A 20,529-nucleotide genomic window follows, 5' to 3' on the forward strand; every position below is an offset into this window, starting at 1 on the left:
CTCCTCATATATTGCCAATAAAAAAGCGTATCTTTGCGCCAATTAAAATTGTCTATAAACTTCTCATATACAAGTCGGTCTTAAACGCACCGCATATTTCATTTAATGTTATTTACAGATCTTAAATTAATTGAGCCTATTTTAAAGGCTTTACAAACAGAGGGTTATATCAGCCCTACCCCTATACAGCAACAAGCTATTCCTTATATATTACAGCACCGCGATCTATTAGGTTGTGCACAAACAGGTACCGGCAAAACGGCAGCATTCGCTATACCCACCCTGCAATTATTACATGCAGACAGGCAGCAGCACCGCGAGCAAAAAACCATTAAGGCGCTTGTTTTAACCCCTACCCGCGAGCTGGCTATCCAAATTAGCGACAGCTTTACGGCTTACGGCAAAAACACGGGCCTAAAAAACCTGGTGATATTTGGTGGCGTATCTCAAAACCCGCAAGTTAATGCTTTAAAAAGAGGCATTGATATTTTGGTGGCTACGCCAGGCCGTTTGCTTGACCTGGTGAGCCAGGGCTATATTCATCTGAACCATATTAAAATACTGGTGCTTGACGAAGCCGACCGCATGCTTGATATGGGTTTTGTTAACGATGTAAAAAAGATTATTGCCAAGGTACCCGCTAAAAGGCAAACGCTTTTCTTTTCGGCAACTATGCCAAAGGAGATACAGGCACTTGCCGACTCAATACTAAATAACCCCGCGCGCGTAGAAGTGGCACCGGTTTCATCAACGGCTGATACGATACAACAGGCGGTTTACTTTGTAGGTAAAGGCGATAAAAAAAACCTGCTGATACATATACTTAAAGATAAAGATATTAAAACGCTGCTGGTATTTACCCGTACCAAACATGGCGCTGATAAAGTAGTGAAAGACCTGCACAAAGCGGGTATTACTGCTGAGGCTATCCACGGTAATAAATCCCAAAACGCAAGGCAGCGTGCGCTTACCAACTTCAAGAACCGTACAACACGCGTATTGATAGCAACAGACATTGCCGCACGCGGTATAGATATAGATGAACTAACCCACGTAGTGAATTACGAATTACCTAACATACCAGAAACTTATGTTCACCGTATTGGCCGTACAGGCCGTGCCGGTGCCAGTGGCATAGCCCTTTCTTTTTGCGATGGTGAAGATGAGATCGAATATCTGAAAGACATTAATAAACTAATAGGTAAGCAGGTACCTATTGAAGAAGGACATCCTTACCCGTTAAGCATACAACTGATGAACGCAAAGATGACCGGAAAAGCGGTTAGCGTAGCCATAAAAGGCAATGCACCTGCCGGCCAGCAGCGCAACAGCACAAACGGAAACAGAAATAATCGCCGTAACAAAAGGCCGGCCACAGGCGGCAGGCCATCTAACCATCGTAGTGCCGCCGGTAAAGGTGAAGGAAATATGAGCGGCAGGCGAGGGTAGTGAACTGTGAAGGGTAAATGGTGAGTAGATAACGGTGAGTTGTAAATGATGAATAGTTAGTAGTGAACGATCCGCAAAAAAGAGACAAAGAATTTATTTTATATTCACCATTCACTACTCACTAAAAACATTTGCATCCCTAAAAAAAACTTAATAGCTTTAAATGAAATTTGAGACTGCACAAATGAAACGTCTTATTGATCTGATCAAGAACAAATACTTCCTGGTAACCCTGGCTTTTGTTGTATGGATGATCTTTTTTGATAAAAATGACCTTTTTTCGCAGTACGAGTACCACCAGCAACTTGATAAGTTAAAACAAGAGGAAGCTTTTTATAAAATTGAAACTGAAAAAGTTAACAAAGACCTTGACGAGCTAACCTCAGACAAAGCTAAGCTTGAAAAGTTTGCCCGCGAGAAGTACCTGATGAAAAAAGATAACGAGGATGTTTTTGTCATCATTCACGAAAATAAAAAGTAGCACATTTGCTACTTTTTATCGTCTGTTTTAGGCTTTGCAAACATGGCCTCTTTAATAAATTTAACAGGGGCGCTGCCGTAACTTAAAAACTTTTCGTTAAAGTCTTTTACCTTATAACCTTCCGGTTGTTTCTTTTTCCATTCCTCAAATAACGAGTTGATCTCTTTATAACCTGTATAGTAACTGGTTAATTGTACGCTGGTAACACTTACCCGTTTCCATTTACCTTCTGCTTCAGCCTGTTGCTGAAAAGCTTCTTTGGTAAGCATGGTTATTGCCTGTTCTTTAGACATGTTGCCAGCGTGTACACTATAATCTAATATGGTATTACATACCGAGCGCAGGTGCCATTTATACCACATCAGCCACATCTCTGGCGCATTGTTGCCAAAACCAGCGTTCATCATCAACTGCTCGCTGAATACCGCCCAGCCTTCAACCATGGCGCCGTTACCTAATACAGACTTGATAATGCTTGGTGCCTTGTTGGCGTATACCAATTGCGTATAATGGCCTGGAATAGCCTCATGTATGCACAATATCTGTAAAATATAATCATTGTACTCTCGCAGATAGCTTTCTGCTTTTTCTGCCGGCCAGCCAGCCAGGCTGCCAACATTGTAATAAGTATTTCCTGTTTTATCATATGGGCCCGGTGCACTTATAGATGCACCTGCAACCCCGGCCATATAAGCAGGCTCTTTACGTACTACCAAAGGCTTGGTTGGATCCAGTGTTATCAGGTCTTTCTCTTTTATAAAGGCCGTTAATTTAGGTATTTCCTTTTCTATGGCAGACTGGAACTCATCGGCTTTCACATGCTTTGCCGATAAAGTATCTATAACACGGCTTATCAGTTCAAGCGAATCTTTTGGCATTGTTTGCGATGAAAAATATTTTGGCCAAAGCTGGCGGCTTAGTTTAGCCATTTCGCGATGAAGGTATTTCTTACGCTCTACAGCCGCATTAAAAGTTTGCTGCGCGGTACCCTCGGCCTGTATGTCATATTTAAACTTTGCCTCATAAAGTTCCTTTCCTAACCTGAAATTACGGGGTTTGTCATTCTTCATGCCCTTTAAAAAGACTGCATACGCTTTTATGGCATCGGCAGAAAGCTTTGCCCTTGCCAACATGGTTTTTTGTTCGGCCTCCGGAATTTTTGTCTTCTTAAGAGAATCAGCAAAATCAGTTTCAATAACACTTACCCCGCCAAGGTTTTGGTCGATAGCCAATTGCGTCAGCTCAGCCACCGGGTTTTTCAATTGCTTTTCTGCTTCTTTGTAATATGCAGGTATATTTTCCATCTTTTGATAGAAACTGCGAAGCCTTTTTTCCAAAGGCGCGTAATGCTCGTTCAGGATAAAGGCAAAACTGCCCGTAACATTGTATGATGAGGGGTCCCATTGATAAGACTTAAGCTGATTAATGCCCCACTGCAAAGATTCCAGTTGATTTTGCATCATGTGGTGATCAATCTGGTTACCCTCAGAAAGCGTGCCTGGCACATAACGGCTAAGCGAATCGAGCTGTACCTTGGCAAATTTTATCTGCTGCTGGCGCAGCTTTTCATTCGGCACCAATAACAAGCTATCATATTTATGATAACCTACTCCGGTAGCCCAGTCGGGGTTAAGCTTCCATAGTTCATCCAAAAAATGCTCTTCATAGCGGGTAAAGCCGGGGTCGTCTTTAAGCGAGTTATCGGCACTAAATTCGCCATCCTTTTTACAGGCTGAAAAAGCCGTAACATACAGGGCAAGTAGCAATATTTTTTTGATCACGGTGGTAAGTTTGCTTTTGTGGTTAAACTTAAAACTTTGATTGAGATAAATCAAACACGTAGCACAATTGTTAACAATAAAACATTTTTTATGAGCAATCAACACGATATTTTAATAGCTGAATTGATTAAGGTGATTGAAGGTGGCGGCGCACATGCTACACTTAAAGACGCCCTCGATGGCATTCCTGCAAATGCACGAGGTATCAAACCAAACGGCCTGCCTTATAGTATATGGCAACTGGCCGAACATATACGTATAGCACAATGGGATATGCTGCAATTTAGCAAGGATGGCAGCCATCAATCGCCCAAATGGCCGGATGATTACTGGCCAAAAGATGCTGCACCTGCCGATGATGCTGCATGGGAAAAAACAGTTGCACAAATAAATACCGACAGAAGTGAGTTTATCTCCTTAATTAAAAGTGGAGATATTTACGAAAAGATACCACATGGCGATGGGCAAAACATCCTTCGTGAGGCATTACAAATTGCCGACCATAATGCTTATCACACAGCAGAAATTATATTGCTGAGAAGATTGCTCGGAATTTGGAAATAAGATGTTGATATCTGAACTCGAATTTAAAGAATTAAGGAATTTATTGAATAATTTAAGCGCTTATAGCATTTTTAATAATTCCACATTGCAATAGGCTGCTTCTTAAATTCGAGTTCAGATTACTTCAACCCCTTTACAAATGTCACAATACTGGTAACCAGCTCGGGTTTAAGGGGTAGGTCTGGTTTGGTATACGTAGCCAGGTTTTGGTCGCGGTCTGCAGGCGCTTCTTTTAAAACATGGTTCATATTAGGTATGATAACCAGTTGGGCATCTGATTTCGCTTTTTTCAGCGCTTCGGCATCAGATACCGGCACTTGCAGATCTGTTGCGCCCTGCAGCAACAACACAGGCACTTTAGCCTTCTTCAACTCCTTGCCCGGAACATATCTGAACCACGACATCAGGTAAGGTTGTATGTCTGGCCGTGCTACCGCATATATTTTAGGGTCAATATTATCGGTAAACTTGCCTTTCTTCAAACTGTCGAGCATGGTTTTAAAATTATCCTGCACAAACTTAGGCTGCGATTTCAGCTGCTCTGTAACAATGGCATCTGCCTGGCGGCCGGCACCTGCTACAGATATAAATGCATCGGCAGGCTGCCCGCGTAAAGCCAAAATACCCACTAACGAGCCTTCGCTATGGCCCAGCACTATAACCTTTGAGAAACGCTCATCTTTAGCCAGCATATTGATAAGGCCTATCGCATCATCTACATAATCTTCAAAACGCAGGTCTTTTTCTTTGGCAGCAGTAGTGCTTTCACCCACCATGCGTTTATCGTAACGCAGTGATGCAATACCTGCTTTACCCAGATCGTTCGCCAGCATTTTATAAGCATTGGTATTTAAGCCCAGCTTTGAACTGTTACCGTCACGGTCTGTTGGCCCAGAGCCGGCTATAATTAAAACAACAGGTATCTTACCGCTGGCATCTTTAGGCGTAGTTAGCGTACCCGAGATATTACCGGTAAAGGTTTTAAGCAATATGGGCGATTCTTTCAGAGAAGCATCCATCTGAAAACTCACCGGGCTTTGCTCTACATAAGGGCTTAGCAGTAAGCCTGTCAATTTGTTTTGGCTATTCAATGATAGGTTCAGCAGGAAAACTGCATTCTCAAACGAGGCCTTGTAAACCACGAGTGGTTGGCTGTATTTTACAAAATCGGCTTTCTTTAAATTTCCTAACTGCGATTTTAACTGTATGGTTGTAGGTTTAAATTTTTCAAGGGGCAGGCTGGCCTTCATTTCGGGGCTAAACATATTGAAAATGCTATCAGGCTGACCTGCGTTATAAAACTGTTTGAATTTATTAACCGCAGTTACATATCCGGCAGGAGGCGTTTGCGCTCCCGAACGTAAAACGAAAGAAATTAAAAATCCTAAGAGGTAAAACTTTCTCATAATAACAGTACTGAATACTCAATAGCTGCTAAAATAATAATTTATCATATAGCAGCGGTTTCATACCTGCAACTAAAGTCAACATTTATTATTAAGATGCATAAAATGTTATAATACTGTTAACCTTTGTAATATTGTTGTTATATTTAAAATCCATTAAGAGGATAACTATAAGGCAAACTTCTACTACATATTAATGACTATTAAATTTGGTGGCGTCTTAACAGCAATCCTGGTAAGTTTATTTAATTTTTGTTTCGCCCAAAAGGGTTCTTCATTACATGGGAAGGTAATGGTTAATACTAATCAGCCTGCCGCTGCCGCTACAGCTATATTAATTAGCCTTCCCGACTCTTCAATAATCAAATCCGCACTTGTTGACGCGAAAGGCGCCTACCGTTTTTTTAACATTAAACAAGGCACATATACAGTTTTAGCTACCATGCTGGGTTATAAGCAAACTTATTCCGGTTGGGTAAATGTAACCAGGGATGCAGATATAACTGTTCCGGATATTAGTTTGCCTGCACGTGACAACGGGCTTAAAGAAGTATCAATAATTGCCAAAAAACCTTACGTAGAAGTGAGGCCCGGTAAACTGATCATCAACCCTGCAGCCAGTATCATTGCCGATGGGCAGTCGGTATTAGATATCTTAAGCCAATCGCCCGGAGTAAGAGTTGATAACAATGACAATATCAGCATTACCGGCCGGCAGCAGGCCCTGATACTTATTGATGGCAAAGCCACTAACCTTTCGGGGGCCGACCTCGCTTCATTGCTTAAAGGTGCCCAAGGCAGTAATGTTGAACGGATGGAAGTTATCACCGGCGGCTCACCCAAATATGATGCTGCAGCCGGGGGCATCATCAATATTATATATAAAAAAGGCAAAAACATAGGTACTAACGGAACTTTTACCGCATCTGCGGGCTATGGCAGGTATGCAAAGGGTAGTACAGGTATATCGTTTAACAACCGCACTGTTAAATATAATGTTTTTGGTAGCTATAATCTTTCGGCCAACAAAACGTACAAGGATTTTTATACCGACCGCAATATCACCTATCAAGGTGTTATCAGCAGCTATAATACCGATTATACAAGCGTTTATAAAACCCTTACCCATAATTTCAGCATCGGTACAGATTATTACTTGTCGGCAAATCATACTTTAGGTTTTTTGGTAAGCGGTAACTTAAGTGGCGCCGATTACCAGAAACATAATAACCTTGATATTTATAATAAGGGCAGGCTTGATTCTGCAATAAAGGCAAATTCTTTGCTCGAGAGGGATATACATACACTTAATTACAACCTCAATTATACCGGCCAGCTGGATAAAAAAGGCAAAACGCTTGCTGCCAACCTTACTTATACTACCAACAGCCGGCATTCTGACGAGTATATAACCAACAATTTTTCTAACGGATCAGGTAATATATATCGCGACCCGCTTTTATTACAGAACCTTTCGCCCACTAAGATGCATAACTGGTCGGCGCTTTTAGATTATGCTAACCCATTGCCTAAAGACGGTCGGATAGAGGCCGGCTTTAAGTTCAGCAGCACAAAAACAGATAACAACCTGGTATTTGGCCCAATGGTAGATAATGTTTATACAAGCGACCCAACTTTTAGCAATCACTTCATTTTTGATGAAAACATAACCGCCGGTTATGTAAATTATATTGGCAAATTTGGCAAACTGGATGTTAACGCAGGCATAAGAGGCGAATACACCCGTTCCAAAGGCAACTCTGTAACACAAGATAGCATCACAAACAGAAACTACTTTAATCTGTTCCCTACGGTATTATTCAATTACCGCTATAACGATAAAAACGAGTACGCGCTTACATTTACAAGGGGAATACTGAGGCCGCTTTATGATCGTTTAAATCCTTTCTTATACTTTGTTGATCTGTATACTTACCAATCAGGAAATCCTTACCTGCGCCCGGAGTACACTAATAACATCAGTTTATCGCACACTTATAACCAGGATATAACAACCAAACTTTATGCATCTTTCATGAAGGGGACGTCTTTTGCCTTTTACCAGCAAAATGACGCGAGTAAGGTTATCCTGAATACACAGGTGAATCTTGGTAAAACGTATGTATATGGCATCAGCGTTAATGCACCTATCAAATTTACATCCTGGTGGACCAGCCGGTATGACATCGACGCCTCTTACCAGCGCTATGTTGCCGATCCGCAGTATGGCAATTTGAACAAGGGTACAGGGGATGTAATCATCAATACCAAACAAAGCTTCACTATCAGCAGCCGGTTTGGCGCCGAACTTACCGGGCATTATGAAACGCCGGTATGGTATGGCATTAATAAATTTAAAGCCAACTACTACCTCAACGCAGGTATTAGTATGCAAATACTGAACAAACTTGGAAAATTAAGCTTAACAGGCAGGGATATTTTTAAAACCAACAGGGACAGGGCTTATACCAATTATCAAAACCTGGATATGCGCACGCTGGACAGGCGTGAATACCAGGTTGTAACCTTAAGCTTTAGTTACCGCTTTGGTAAAAAGACCGTTAAAAAAGCTTCGCAACACACTACAGGCAGCGAAGATGAGCAGCGCAGGATGGGTAATTAATGCCTGACGAAGATTAAGTGTAATTACATCATTTTGAGCTCAGGGTATTTGCCTTTTATCCGTGTCACAAAAAAATGTCCTAATGATTCGCTGCTTATGAATTTTTTATAGGAGGAAGGTTTAAAGCCGAAGTATTGCCATACACCGCTATTTTCCCTGAACTCAAGTTCAAGTATTTTCTTTTGAGGATCGTAACCCACACTTTGTAATGCCGATGACTGTACCCTATGCCTTTGCATATTGATATAGCATCTGAAAATAAAAAAGGTTTGCAAAAATTTAACCTGCGTGCCCGCTAAGTGCACTTATCAAAATAATAAGCAGTACTACAAGTGTTATAGCAGTATAAAGATAATCGCGCTCTAAAAAAAAACCTATGGCAGAGAACAGCACCCTTATTACCGGTGTGGCAATCAGCAACATAATACCAAACTGTATAATAGCGCGTCCGCGCAGTGTAATGATACCGTTTATGATGCCGCTTAAGGTGCCAACAAAGTCCGGCACACCTTTAAACTCATGGTAATCTGCAATGGCATGCCCATGCCTGAGTATGTAAAAAGCGCCGCCAATTAATACCATAAGCATAGATATCAATACCCCGGCGCGTAATACCCATCCTATTACCGCCTGCATATCCTTATCCTTAAATGTTTTATTTACCATTCTTAATTGGTTGCCGGCATTGCCGGTAAGGCCGAAAATAAGCCTTAATATGCTACCGGCCAACTTTAATGTTAAACTACGGGATATATAGACTTTGTGTATTCTGCATGTAAAAGGTTTATCTGTAAGCAGTTTTTAGTATTTTCGCAACCTTATACCGTGTAACTAAGCAAATGGACTATCAATATAAAGATATCGAGAAAAAGTGGCAGCAATTTTGGGCCGAGAACAACACCTTTAAAGCCGAAAATATAACCAATAAACCCAAGTACTATGTGCTGGATATGTTTCCATATCCATCTGGCGCGGGTTTGCATGTTGGGCATCCGCTGGGCTATATCGCCTCTGATATTTTTGCACGTTACAAACGCCTTAAAGGGTTTAACGTGCTGCACCCAATGGGATATGACAGCTTTGGGCTCCCGGCAGAGCAATATGCTATACAAACCGGCCAGCACCCATTTGTTACTACCGAAGCTAACATTGCTACCTACCGCCGCCAACTGGACCAGATAGGGTTTTCTTTCGATTGGAGCCGCGAGGTGCGCACCAGTTCGCCGGAGTATTATAAATGGACCCAGTGGATATTTATGCAGTTGTTTAACAGCTGGTATAGTAAGGATGCGGATAAAGCCGAAGGCATTGACAAACTGGTTAATCACTTTGAAACCAAAGGCTCTGATGGCATTAACGCGGTTTGCGATGAAGATACCTTAATTTTTACTGCCGATGAATGGCAGGCGCTGCCTGAAAAAATCCAGCAGCAGGAATTGTTAAAATACCGCCTTACCTACCTGCGCGAAAGTACCGTAAACTGGTGTGCTGCCCTGGGTACCGTTTTGGCTAACGATGAGGTGAAAGACGGTTTTAGCGAGCGCGGCGGTTATCCTGTTGAGCAAAAGAAAATGATGCAGTGGAGCATGCGCATCACTGCTTATGCCGAGCGCCTCTTACAAGGCCTGGATACCATTGACTGGCCCGAGCCACTAAAAGAAATGCAACGCAACTGGATAGGCAAAAGCGTTGGTGCAAGTGTAAAGTTTCCATTAGAGGGTGCAACCGGAGCGGACAGTTCTCCGGGAAACGGCAGCTCTCAACCAGCTCCTTTTATCGAAGTTTTCACTACCCGTGTTGATACGATATTTGGTGTTAGCTTTTTAGTTATAGCGCCCGAGCATGAACTGGTTGAACAACTAACAACACCCGAACAAAAGGCCGCCATTTATGCCTATATCACCCAAACTAAGAAGAAAAGTGAGCTTGACCGCATGGCCGATACAAAAACCGTATCCGGTGCCTTTACAGGCAGCTATGTAGTTAACCCGCTTAACGGCGAGAAAATACCGGTTTGGATTGCCGATTATGTTTTGGCTGGTTATGGTACCGGTGCTGTTATGGCTGTACCATCGGGAGATCAGCGTGACTATCTTTTCGCCAAGCATTTTAATTTGCCTATCATCCCTATCATTGACATACAAAATATTGAAACCGAGGCCGACCCTACAAAGGAAGGTAAATACATCAATAGTGATTTCATAAACGGATTAGGTTATAAAGAAGCTACCGCTGCTGTTGTTGCCAAACTTGAAGCTATTGGCGCAGGTAAAGCAAAGATAAACTACCGCATGCGCGATGCTATCTTCGGCCGGCAACGTTACTGGGGCGAGCCTGTGCCGGTATACTTTAAAGATGGCCTGCCTTATCTTCTTGATGAGCAGGATTTGCCGTTAATACTGCCTGAGATTGATAAATACCTGCCAACCGAAACCGGCGAACCGCCTCTCGGCCGGGCAACAGACTGGAAGTATAACGGTTATGAGTACGAGTTAAGCACCATGCCGGGCTGGGCTGGCAGCAGCTGGTACTGGTACCGCTACATGGACGCGCATAACGACAGCGAGTTTGCATCAAAGCAGGTAATTGAATACTGGAAAGATGTAGACCTGTACATTGGCGGCAGCGAGCATGCTACCGGGCATTTATTGTACAGCCGTTTCTGGAACAAGTTTTTGAAAGATATAGGTAAGGTTGTTGAGGAAGAGCCATTTAAAAAGCTGGTCAACCAGGGGATGATACAGGGCAGAAGTAATTTTATCAATAAAATTAACATTGAATTACTCAGTGAATCTGGCGAAAAAATCATATCAAACATCAGTGGTGATAATGTGGTTATTGTTTACATTTCCGCTGATACTGTTAAAAAATATAAAAATGACAATACGTTTGTTAAAGATTTAGAGAATCTGTTGAATAAGAAATACGAAGAAAAACTTTCTAAATTAAAACGTAAAATATCTTTGGAATCTGCATCGATCACCCGTTGGCATGTTGATGTGAACATAGTAAGTAATGATATTTTAAGTATTGAAAAATTTAAAGAAAAATTCTCTAATAATAATTTCGATGTAGAATTTATATCAGAAAATGGTGTGTTTACTTGTGACTGGGAAATCGAAAAAATGTCGAAATCAAAGTTCAACGTAGTGAACCCTGATGACCTGATTGAGCGTTACGGTGCCGATACTTTGCGTATGTACGAGATGTTCCTTGGTCCGCTCGAGCAAAGCAAACCATGGAATACCAATGGTATTGAGGGGGTATTTAAGTTTCTACGAAAATTCTGGAGGCTGTTCCATGATGCCAACTGGAATTTTACCGTTACCAATGAAGCGCCAACCAAAGCCGAGCTGAAAGCTTTGCACAAGATCATCAAAAAAGTAGAGGAAGACATAGAGCGCTTTTCGTTCAATACCTCTGTATCCAGCTTTATGATAGCCGTTAATGAGCTTACTGATCTTAAATGTAATAAGCGGGCTATCCTGGAAAACCTGGTGATTGTGCTTGCACCTTATGCGCCGCACATCTGCGAGGAGCTTTGGGCGTTATTAGGCAACCCGGCCGGTTCTTTGTCAACCGCTGCTTATCCTACCTTCAATGCCGCTTACCTGGTTGAAGACGAATTCAGTTACCCGATATCTTTTAACGGTAAGGTACGTACCAACATCAGCTTACCCTTAACCATGGACCCAAAAGATATTGAAGCGACCGTACTGGGCCATGCAGATGTACAAAAACACCTTGATGGAAAAACACCTAAAAAGGTGATTGTAGTAAAGGGAAGAATTGTAAATGTGGTGATATAAATCTTTTTTAAATAACCATCATACAAAGGCCGCCAACAGCGGCCTTTGTTATTGAAAACACTGGCATTAAACCGCTTAGTGTAACATATACATTACAGGCACAAATATTTTACAAATTAGAGATTTATGACTGTAACATTTTTGGCATTTTCGCCTCAAATTACGAAAACGCTCAAAACATGAAACGTATACTATTACTATTGATAATTATTCTCGGCTGTATGACGGCCAAAGCCCAGTTTCCCACGGGTGGTGGCGGCTCAAGTATAGTCGGTAAAATTTCGGGTACGGTTATCGACTCGCTTACTAAAAAACCGGTAGACTATGCTACTGTAACAATATACCGCAGCGGCGCAAAATCGCCGTTGAATGGTGTCCTTACAGATGATAAGGGTAACTTCCAGATCAATAATTTAAAAGCAGGTAAGTATAAAATCACTGTATCTTTCATTGGTTACCCTACAAAAACATTTGATCCGGTAGAAACTACGCTTTCTAAACCGGATTACAACATGGGTGACGTAGTATTGGCCCCAAGCGCTAAAACTTTGAAAGAGGTGCAGGTAGTTGGCCAGGCGGCCCTGGTTGAAAACAAGATAGACAAGATTGTTTATAACGCCGAAAAAGACCTTACCGCAGCTGGCGGTAACGCTACCGACGTATTACAGAAAGTTCCTTTGGTATCGGTAGACATGAATGGTAACGTTGCCATTCGGGGCGATCAAAATGTAAGGGTGTTGATCAACGGCAAGCCATCAGGCGCTACATCAGCAAGCTTAAGCGATGTGTTGAAAACCATACCCGCCGATCAGATCAAAAACGTCGAAGTAATTACTTCTCCATCTGCTAAATATGATGCAGAAGGTTCTGGTGGTATCATCAACATCGTTACAAAAACCAAAAATGCCTCCGGCATCAGCGGCTCGGTAAGCGGTGGCGTAGGTACACGCCAAAACAATGGTAACGTTAACTTTAACTACAATAAAAACCGTTTCAATTTTTCGGCTAATCTGGGTGGTAACCTTACCTGGCCGCAAACAATAACTACTGTGTTTGATCAAACTATTAATAACGGTACCATAAATCAGCACAACCATAATGATACCTATAACGAAATGAAACGCCATGGCGCACGAGGTACAGTTAGCGCAGGTTATGAGTTTAATGGCTATAACAGTATCAACAGCACTATTGCCATAAACGATGGTGGTTTTAATACAAAAGGGGGTGGCGATTATAGTATAGAGGACTTTAATGATCCTTCTAAAAATTTGATTTATGCTGGCAATACTTTAAATCACAATAAGTTCAGCGGATTTGACTGGAACCTTGACTATACACACAAATTTAAAAAAGAAGGTCATGAGGTTACTGTTTCTGGCCAGTGGAGCCATAGTATCATCAAAACAGATTACTCCAGTATTTTTACAAGTAAACAAACTACTCCGGCAATTCCACAACCTAACCAACAGGGTAATAACGATGGCAAGAACAATGAATACACCGTTCAGGCTGATTATACCAATCCTATTAGTAAAGTGTTAAAGCTTGAGGCAGGCGGAAAAACGATCCAAAGACGTATAAGCAGTACTTACGACATATTTTCTTTAGACGCTGATGGCAAAAACCCAATTTTAGATCCCGAAAATTCTAATCTTTACGATTATAACCAAAACGTTTATGCAGGGTACAGTGTATTCACTTTTACATTGCCTAAAAGTTATTCGTTATTAGCCGGTTTCCGTTATGAGAATACGCAGATAAAAGGCGATCCGCAAACGCCTTTTGCCAGTGGCGATAACCAGCAGCAATTAAATCCGTTTACGGCCAGCTATAACACGTATATACCAAGCTTAACCTTACAAAAAACCTTTGGTGCAAACACGCTTAAATTATCTTACAGCAAGCGTATACAAAGGCCAAGCCTGCAGGTATTGAATCCTTTTATAAACCGTACCAACATACAGGCACAAAGTGTAGGTAACCCTAACCTGGCACCAGAGGTATCTCAAACAGTTGAGTTGAATTATAACACATTCATCAGCTCTTCGGTGCTTAACTTTTCTGTTTATTACAAAAGAACTAATGATTTGATTGAGGGCATTGCGGTACCAATTAATGAAATTGTTGATGGCAAAAATGTAATAGGTACCCGTACAGTACAAAACAACGTAGCGTTAAATAATTCATTGGGTGCAAGTTTCTTTGGTTCAATAACCCCAATCAAACCCCTTACTATCCGTGGTAGTGTAAACGTATTTACATATAATCCTACCGTTTATGATGAATATGCCGGTTCTGTAAATGAAGATGCGCTTAAAACCCGCGTTCAGTATACCATGTTTGGCAGCGCGCAATATAACCTGCCTAAAGACTTTATTGTTGAAGCCTTTGGTTTTGTAAACTCGCCACGCCGCACAATACAAGGCAGCAGCCCGTCATTCGGTATCTATGTTTTTGGTGTTAAAAAACAGTTCATGAATAAAAAAGCTTCAATTGGCTTTAATACTGTACAACCATTCGCGGTTAATAAATCCTTTAACCAGGATATATCAAGCCCAGGCTTTAGCCAGATATCACATACCAAGGTCCCTTTCCAATCATTTGGTATAACATTTAGCTATAGCTTTGGTAAAATAAGCTTTAAAGCACCTACCCAGAAAAAGAAAGGCGTTAACAACGACGACTTGATACAAGGCGGTGACCAAGGCGGCATGGGCGGCGGTGCCGGAGGCGGCACACCGGCTCGTCAGTAACTTAGATTTATCATATATAAGCCCTGGATTCTTATCCAGGGCTTTTTTGTTATAGCCTGTTATTCATTATTACAGGCAGCTGATTGCACAAGCAAACAAGGCCCCGTCGCTACAAATGCTTATACTTTTTGCTTTCCTTATCATAATCATAGAATTGTTTATTGTCAAAATCCTATTCAACAAAAAAGCCCCGGGCAATTGCCCGGGGCTTAATATTATTTTCAGAGCTGATTAACCTCTGTTTTTAACGTACTTTAAGTTTTTACCAATAAAGCGGGCGTTCTCGCCAAGTTCTTCTTCAATACGCAGCAACTGGTTGTATTTCGCGATCCTGTCTGAACGTGAAGCAGAACCGGTTTTGATCTGACCGCAGTTAAGGGCTACCGCAAGGTCGGCAATGGTGGCGTCCTCAGTTTCGCCAGAGCGATGGCTCATTACCGAAGTGTAGCTGTGGGTTTGCGCCAGGCTAACCGCGTTAATAGTTTCTGTTAACGATCCGATCTGGTTTACTTTCACCAGTATTGAGTTGGCAGTATCGTTATCAATACCTTGTTGTAAGCGTTTAACGTTAGTTACAAACAAATCATCACCTACCAACTGTACTTTGTTGCCAATTTTTTCGGTAAGCAGTTTCCAGCCATCCCAATCATCTTCGGCCATGCCATCTTCAATAGAGATGATAGGATATTTTTCAGCTAACTGGGCAAGATAATCCGCCTGCTCTTCGCTGGTACGGATAGCACCCTTTTCACCTTCAAATTTTGTATAGTCGTATTTTCCGTCTTTGTAAAACTCAGAAGCAGCACAATCAAACGCAAGGAAGATATCTACACCTGGTTTGTAACCTGCCTTTTCAATAGCCTGAAGGATAGTTTCAACACCATCTTCGGTACCTTCAAAAGTTGGGGCAAAACCACCTTCGTCGCCTACTGCGGTTGAAAGGCCACGGTCATGAAGGATTTTTTTAAGGTTATGAAATACTTCGGTACCCCAGCGCAAAGCTTCAGAAAATGATGAAGCGCCTGCCGGCATGATCATGAACTCCTGGAAAGCTATAGGCGCATCAGAATGCGAACCACCGTTTACAATGTTCATCATCGGGATAGGTAGGGTATTTGCGTTTACACCGCCAATATAACGGTACAAAGGCTGGCGGCTTTCCTGTGCGGCAGCCTTAGCTACAGCTAAAGAAACACCAAGTATAGCGTTAGCGCCAAGGTTGCCTTTGTTTTCAGATCCATCTAATTTGATCATCAGGCTATCAATAGCATTTTGTTCAAACACATCAACGCCTCTCAATTCAGGAGCTATTTTTTCGTTTACATTCTCAACGGCTTTTAAAACGCCCTTGCCCATGTAAACGGCTTTATCATTATCGCGAAGCTCAACAGCCTCATGCACACCTGTAGATGCGCCAGAAGGAACAGCAGCGCGGCCAAGGGCACCATTTTCGGTTAAAACATCTACCTCTATCGTAGGGTTACCGCGCGAATCAAGTATCTGGCGCGCATGAACATCAATTATCAAGCTCATAGTATCTTTCGTATTGTTTTGTGAGTGTTTACTATACTAATATGGTCGGCTAAGTTAAGCGCAAAATCAAGAAATAACAACCTTAATTTGTATTTGTAACAATTAATTAATGTTATTAGTCGCTTGTAGTAGGCAGATGCTCACGCTCCGCACTATTTTTACGGTTTATGCGATACATCAGCATTAATAACAAGTTATTTTTCGCACTGCTTGTAACGGCTGAATAATTTCGCTGATTGATCCAACCGGCTTGTAATATCCATTTTTTATCAAACTGATATCCTAAAGCTGCTGAAACGCGGTTACGTTCAAAGTTAGGGGCTTTGTTGTTGAAAAACACCTCATCAAAAACAGACAGAAACCAGGTTTTGGCTACAATTTTGGTGTTATTTAGCGGGATGAACATGTTTAACCGGTATCTGAACCGGTTACGGTAATCGCCGTTTACCCAACGTTGCTCCACCCGGTAACGGTGCTCAAATTTTAGTGGTGTCAGAAACTGATTAACGGTCATCTGTTCCCATACCCTGAACTCGTTTGTATGAGGGCCGGCACTTACATCAGCATAATCATATGTGTGGTACGTTCCCGAACCTAAAAGCGCTATAAAGTTTTTGTCCAGATCATAACTTAGGCCCGCTTTATATTCATAGTACTGAAACTGGCTGAAGCCCGCACCATTGCTCCGTATCTGTAATTCAGTATAACCGCCCCAGCGATGGACGCTATCGCCCGGCATTAACACTGTGGCGATTCCCCAGGTGCCTAATTTGGAATCCTGCGCTTTGGCAGCTAAAGTTAAGGCAATAAAAAAGGCCGATAGAACAAGCAGCCTTGATATGTTTTTTAACATTTTAGTAATATGATTTTAATACAAAAGTATTTAGTTAATATTACCAGGATGTTAATTTTAGAAGGCTTAATGTTAATTTTATGTTAATCCGGATGATTGGATATAAAAGATCAAATACCTTTTAAATATATTTGCTTATGCTTAAACCTCTTTACTTTTTATTAAGTTTTTCATTATTTTCATTGAAATCCTCTGCGCAAGAGGTTTTTAATATTCCTGAACCTAAAAAAGACAGTGCTACTTTAGCATTAGAAAAGACCAATTCATTTTCGGTTATTGAACAAGGTGCCTCGTTCCCAGGAGGAATAGAACGTTTTTACGGATACATTGCCAATAAAATAAAGATACCGGAGTTAGTAAGCTTGTTTGGCTTTAATGGTAGGATAGTTGCAGGCTTTACTGTTGGCAAAGACGGTTATATTAAGGATGTAAAAGCTTTTAGCGATAGCGCTACAGGTTTTGAAGAAAATCTGATTGCTGCTATAAGTAATTCTACACGATGGTTACCGGCGATACAAAACGGGATAAAAGTAGAACAAAAATTCACGCTGCCGTTCAAATTTGATATATCGAAGCCTATTATTGATCTTAAAGAATTAAAAAGGTCTTCCTACAAATTTCAATTTCAGGTAAATGATAAAACTTATGATTTAAAAAATGCGGAAGCCATTTTAGGCAACGTTTTTAGTGCTGACAAAATCGATTATATAAAATCTTTTTCCGAACAATCCGCTGAAAACAGAAAAGCAAAAAAATACATAATTTTTATAAAGCCTGTATAAAAGACGCGAACACGTTCTACATTTAAGATCCTTATATCTTAAATCTTTTACTCTTTTTCAAAGCTATTCCCACTTAAATGTCTTTACGGCTACTGCATAAACGCCTATTCCCCATAGTAACAGTATAAATAATTGATGAGTTACATCGCCGAGGCCGGCACCCTCGAAAGCTACCTTGCGCATGGCATCGTTTAAATGGGTAAGAGGTAAAACCTTACTAATATGTTGCAGCCAAACAGGAAAGGCACTTACAGAAAAGAATGTGCCCGACAATAGAAATTGAGGCATGGTTACAATATTGGAAATGGGGGGTATCGAGCTTTCGTTTTTTGCGATACCCGATATGGTAAAGCCAAAACCCATAAATATGATCAGCCCGATGGTACAAAGCACCAGCATGTTCAGCACGGTGGTAATGCCATGTATCAGCGTAAAGCCAAATACAAAATGACCCACAATAATAATAAACAGAGCACCTAACAAAGCAAATACTACACGGGCTATAGCCTCGCCAAGTACTATACTTGAACGTTTTACAGGCGTAGCAAAAAAGCGTTTGATAACCAATGTTATACGCAAACTTAAAAATACGAATGCTGTGCCAAATACCCCGCTACTAAGTAGCGAAAAACCTAACTGACCGGGTAATATAAAATCAATATATTTATATTCCCTGCCGGTAACAATGGTTTCCTTCAGGTCGACAGCATTTGGTATAGGTATACCAGAGAATTGTTGTATACGCTTAAACTGTTCAGATTGTATCCGGTAAAAAATATTGTTCAATGCTGATTTTAAAACCGCACCCTTATCACCGGATGCATGACTGTATTGTACGCTTAGGCTAATGGGTTTCATGGGCACAAAAGGCTTTAGGTCAATTATCGCATCAATTGATCCCTTTGCCAGGTTCTTGCTCATTTCACCGGTTGTCTGATCTTTTATCAAATGAATGATCTTATTTTGGGCCAACGCTTTATAAACCGGGTTCAAGGTATCGCAGCCTTTTGCTACACCTACATCTACAGACATACCGCCACCACCAATATTGGCAAATACCACAATAAATATCAATGGAAAAGCCAGGCTGAAAACAACAGCCGAAGGGCTGCGTAAAATAGAACGGAAACTTGCCCTGGCTATAGCAAACGTTGCACGGGTATTATTGTATTTGGGGTTCATTTATTTACTGGCTCAATAGTTCATTGGTTGAATACTACAAACTGCTAAATTAAAACTGCAAACTGCCGCAGGTATTAAGCTTCACGCCACTCCTTACCGGTCAGGTTTATAAATACATCTTCCAGATTGGCGGCTTTTACCTGCTTTTTGCGCTCGAAACCTTTAGATACCAGTTCATCAATAAAATGGTCGGGCGTGTCTATGCCAATAATGTGACCGCCGTCAACAAAGGCTACCCTGTCGCACAGTACCTCGGCTTCATCCATATAGTGTGTGGTGATTACAACCGTTGTACCTGCTTCGCGTATCTCGCGTATCAGGTCCCACAGGTTACGGCGCGCCTGCGGGTCGAGGCCTGTGGTAGGTTCATCTAAAAATATAATGCGTGGATTGTTGATCAAGGTAGTGGCTATGGAAAAACGTTGCTTTTGCCCGCCGGAAAGGTCCTTAAATTTCGCTTTAGCTTTTTCGGTCAGTGCCACCTTTTCAAGCATTTCAGCAGGCGTTTTATCAACTCCGTATAAACCAGAGAAAAGAACGATCAGTTCGGACAGGTTCAGGTTAGGATAATATCCTGCGGCCTGCAATTGCACACCGATACGCTTTTTTATTTCGGAGGCATCAGTTTCAATATTGAACCCATCTACAATTACTTCACCGGATGTTTTGTCGCGAAGGGTTTCGATGATCTCAAGCGTAGTTGTCTTACCTGCGCCGTTTGGCCCAAGCAAGCCGAATATCTCGCCTTCGTAAACTTCAAAGCTTACACCTTTTACAGCCTGAAAATCGCCGTAATTTTTAACCAGGTTTTTTATCGTGATAATAGGTTGGTTTGCCATACTGTAAATATGCACTGTATTTGGTTAATAAAGGCAAGCGTAACATCAAAATTGCATTAAAATACAATTAGATTTTCACAGTCACAATACAGCAAACCATTAATGCCGGCGGCTACTTACCGCCCTTTTTCAATTCGCTTTCTGATTTGATTACCTTTTTACCTTCGTCCATTTTAATTTCATACGCAGGCTCATCTTTGCTGGCTTTGCGCTTTACACTTGTGCCTTTTATTTTTTTCTCAACAGGCTCTGTATGTTTTTTTTCGATCTTTCCTTCGGCGTCGCCCTTGCCCCAATTCCAGTGAACGGTATCTCCCTTTTTCATAGTATTATTTTTATATGAAGACAGCAATAGGTTTGCCAAACCATACATCAAAAAATGTTTTTACCTAATAATCCTATAAAGCAAACCGCACTGGCTATAAATGCAAAAATGGCGTTGAATACAGATATTGTTAATAAAGTTATCAT

The 20,529-nt window shown here is 41.4% G+C and carries 16 protein-coding genes; 7 read left to right on the forward strand and 9 right to left on the reverse strand.

Annotated elements, in window-relative coordinates:
• The first annotated feature begins 105 nt into the window (after window positions 1–105).
• Both ACFQZX_RS07970 and ACFQZX_RS07975 read left to right on the forward strand, forming a co-directional pair.
• A complete protein-coding gene (locus ACFQZX_RS07970) occupies window positions 106–1,449 on the forward strand; it encodes a DEAD/DEAH box helicase (RefSeq protein ID WP_377113518.1) in 1,344 nt (447 codons plus the stop codon).
• Window positions 1,450–1,612: 163 nt separating this feature from the next.
• Window positions 1,613–1,930: an FtsB family cell division protein gene (locus ACFQZX_RS07975; RefSeq protein ID WP_377113521.1), complete on the forward strand. Its 318-nt coding sequence runs from the start codon at window positions 1,613–1,615 to the stop codon at window positions 1,928–1,930.
• A gap of 8 nt (window positions 1,931–1,938) precedes the next feature.
• Here the strand turns inward: ACFQZX_RS07975 and ACFQZX_RS07980 are convergent, their stop codons facing one another.
• Window positions 1,939–3,711: a DUF885 domain-containing protein gene (locus ACFQZX_RS07980; protein WP_377113526.1), complete on the reverse strand. Its 1,773-nt coding sequence runs from the start codon at window positions 3,709–3,711 to the stop codon at window positions 1,939–1,941.
• Window positions 3,712–3,801: 90 nt separating this feature from the next.
• On the opposite strand from ACFQZX_RS07980, the gene ACFQZX_RS07985 reads away from it, so the two are divergent.
• Window positions 3,802–4,275 carry a DinB family protein gene (locus tag ACFQZX_RS07985; protein WP_377113528.1) on the forward strand — a complete coding sequence of 158 codons (474 nt, stop codon included), beginning with the start codon at window positions 3,802–3,804 and terminating at the stop codon, window positions 4,273–4,275.
• Window positions 4,276–4,394: 119 nt separating this feature from the next.
• Here ACFQZX_RS07985 and ACFQZX_RS07990 read toward each other — a convergent pair whose 3' ends face one another.
• Entirely contained in the window at window positions 4,395–5,681 is a 1,287-nt protein-coding gene (locus ACFQZX_RS07990; RefSeq protein ID WP_377113531.1) for an alpha/beta fold hydrolase, read from the reverse strand.
• 196 nt (window positions 5,682–5,877) lie between these two features.
• Here ACFQZX_RS07990 and ACFQZX_RS07995 point away from each other — a divergent pair, with 196 nt between their 5' ends.
• Entirely contained in the window at window positions 5,878–8,304 is a 2,427-nt protein-coding gene (locus tag ACFQZX_RS07995) for an outer membrane beta-barrel protein (protein ID WP_377113534.1), read from the forward strand.
• A 23-nt stretch (window positions 8,305–8,327) separates the two neighbouring features.
• On the opposite strand, the gene ACFQZX_RS08000 is transcribed toward ACFQZX_RS07995, so the two are convergent.
• Together ACFQZX_RS08000 and ACFQZX_RS08005 are read right to left on the reverse strand one after the other, a co-directional pair.
• Window positions 8,328–8,543 carry a KTSC domain-containing protein gene (locus ACFQZX_RS08000; protein ID WP_377113536.1) on the reverse strand — a complete coding sequence of 72 codons (216 nt, stop codon included), beginning with the start codon at window positions 8,541–8,543 and terminating at the stop codon, window positions 8,328–8,330.
• Between the two features lie 40 nt (window positions 8,544–8,583).
• Window positions 8,584–9,033 (reverse strand): DUF1634 domain-containing protein, encoded by a 450-nt coding sequence (locus tag ACFQZX_RS08005; RefSeq protein WP_377113539.1) that lies wholly within the window; start codon window positions 9,031–9,033, stop codon window positions 8,584–8,586.
• 110 nt (window positions 9,034–9,143) lie between these two features.
• Here ACFQZX_RS08005 and ACFQZX_RS08010 point away from each other — a divergent pair, with 110 nt between their 5' ends.
• Entirely contained in the window at window positions 9,144–12,113 is a 2,970-nt protein-coding gene (locus tag ACFQZX_RS08010; RefSeq protein ID WP_377113542.1) for a leucine--tRNA ligase, read from the forward strand.
• Between the two features lie 179 nt (window positions 12,114–12,292).
• The gene (locus tag ACFQZX_RS08015) at window positions 12,293–14,869 is read left to right on the forward strand and encodes a TonB-dependent receptor domain-containing protein (RefSeq protein ID WP_377113545.1); all 2,577 of its coding nucleotides are present in this window, start codon (window positions 12,293–12,295) and stop codon (window positions 14,867–14,869) included.
• Between the two features lie 231 nt (window positions 14,870–15,100).
• Here the strand turns inward: ACFQZX_RS08015 and eno are convergent, their stop codons facing one another.
• Window positions 15,101–16,402, reverse strand: a complete 1,302-nt coding sequence (gene eno, locus ACFQZX_RS08020) for a phosphopyruvate hydratase (protein ID WP_377113548.1) — start codon at window positions 16,400–16,402, stop codon at window positions 15,101–15,103.
• A gap of 115 nt (window positions 16,403–16,517) precedes the next feature.
• Window positions 16,518–17,255: a DUF2490 domain-containing protein gene (locus tag ACFQZX_RS08025; RefSeq protein WP_377113550.1), complete on the reverse strand. Its 738-nt coding sequence runs from the start codon at window positions 17,253–17,255 to the stop codon at window positions 16,518–16,520.
• A 137-nt stretch (window positions 17,256–17,392) separates the two neighbouring features.
• Here ACFQZX_RS08025 and ACFQZX_RS08030 point away from each other — a divergent pair, with 137 nt between their 5' ends.
• A complete protein-coding gene (locus ACFQZX_RS08030) occupies window positions 17,393–18,037 on the forward strand; it encodes an energy transducer TonB (RefSeq protein WP_377113553.1) in 645 nt (214 codons plus the stop codon).
• A 63-nt stretch (window positions 18,038–18,100) separates the two neighbouring features.
• On the opposite strand, the gene ACFQZX_RS08035 is transcribed toward ACFQZX_RS08030, so the two are convergent.
• The 3 genes from ACFQZX_RS08035 to ACFQZX_RS08045 form a co-directional block, all read right to left on the reverse strand.
• Window positions 18,101–19,219, reverse strand: coding sequence for an ABC transporter permease (locus ACFQZX_RS08035; RefSeq protein ID WP_377113556.1), 1,119 nt, complete (start codon window positions 19,217–19,219; stop codon window positions 18,101–18,103).
• Window positions 19,220–19,293: 74 nt separating this feature from the next.
• Window positions 19,294–20,058: an ABC transporter ATP-binding protein gene (locus tag ACFQZX_RS08040; RefSeq protein ID WP_377113559.1), complete on the reverse strand. Its 765-nt coding sequence runs from the start codon at window positions 20,056–20,058 to the stop codon at window positions 19,294–19,296.
• Window positions 20,059–20,170: 112 nt separating this feature from the next.
• Entirely contained in the window at window positions 20,171–20,383 is a 213-nt protein-coding gene (locus ACFQZX_RS08045; RefSeq protein WP_377113562.1) for a hypervirulence associated TUDOR domain-containing protein, read from the reverse strand.
• Between the last annotated feature and the right edge of the window lie 146 nt (window positions 20,384–20,529).

It is taken from the genome of Mucilaginibacter litoreus (assembly GCF_042676805.1).
GTDB lineage: Bacteria > Bacteroidota > Bacteroidia > Sphingobacteriales > Sphingobacteriaceae > Mucilaginibacter > Mucilaginibacter litoreus.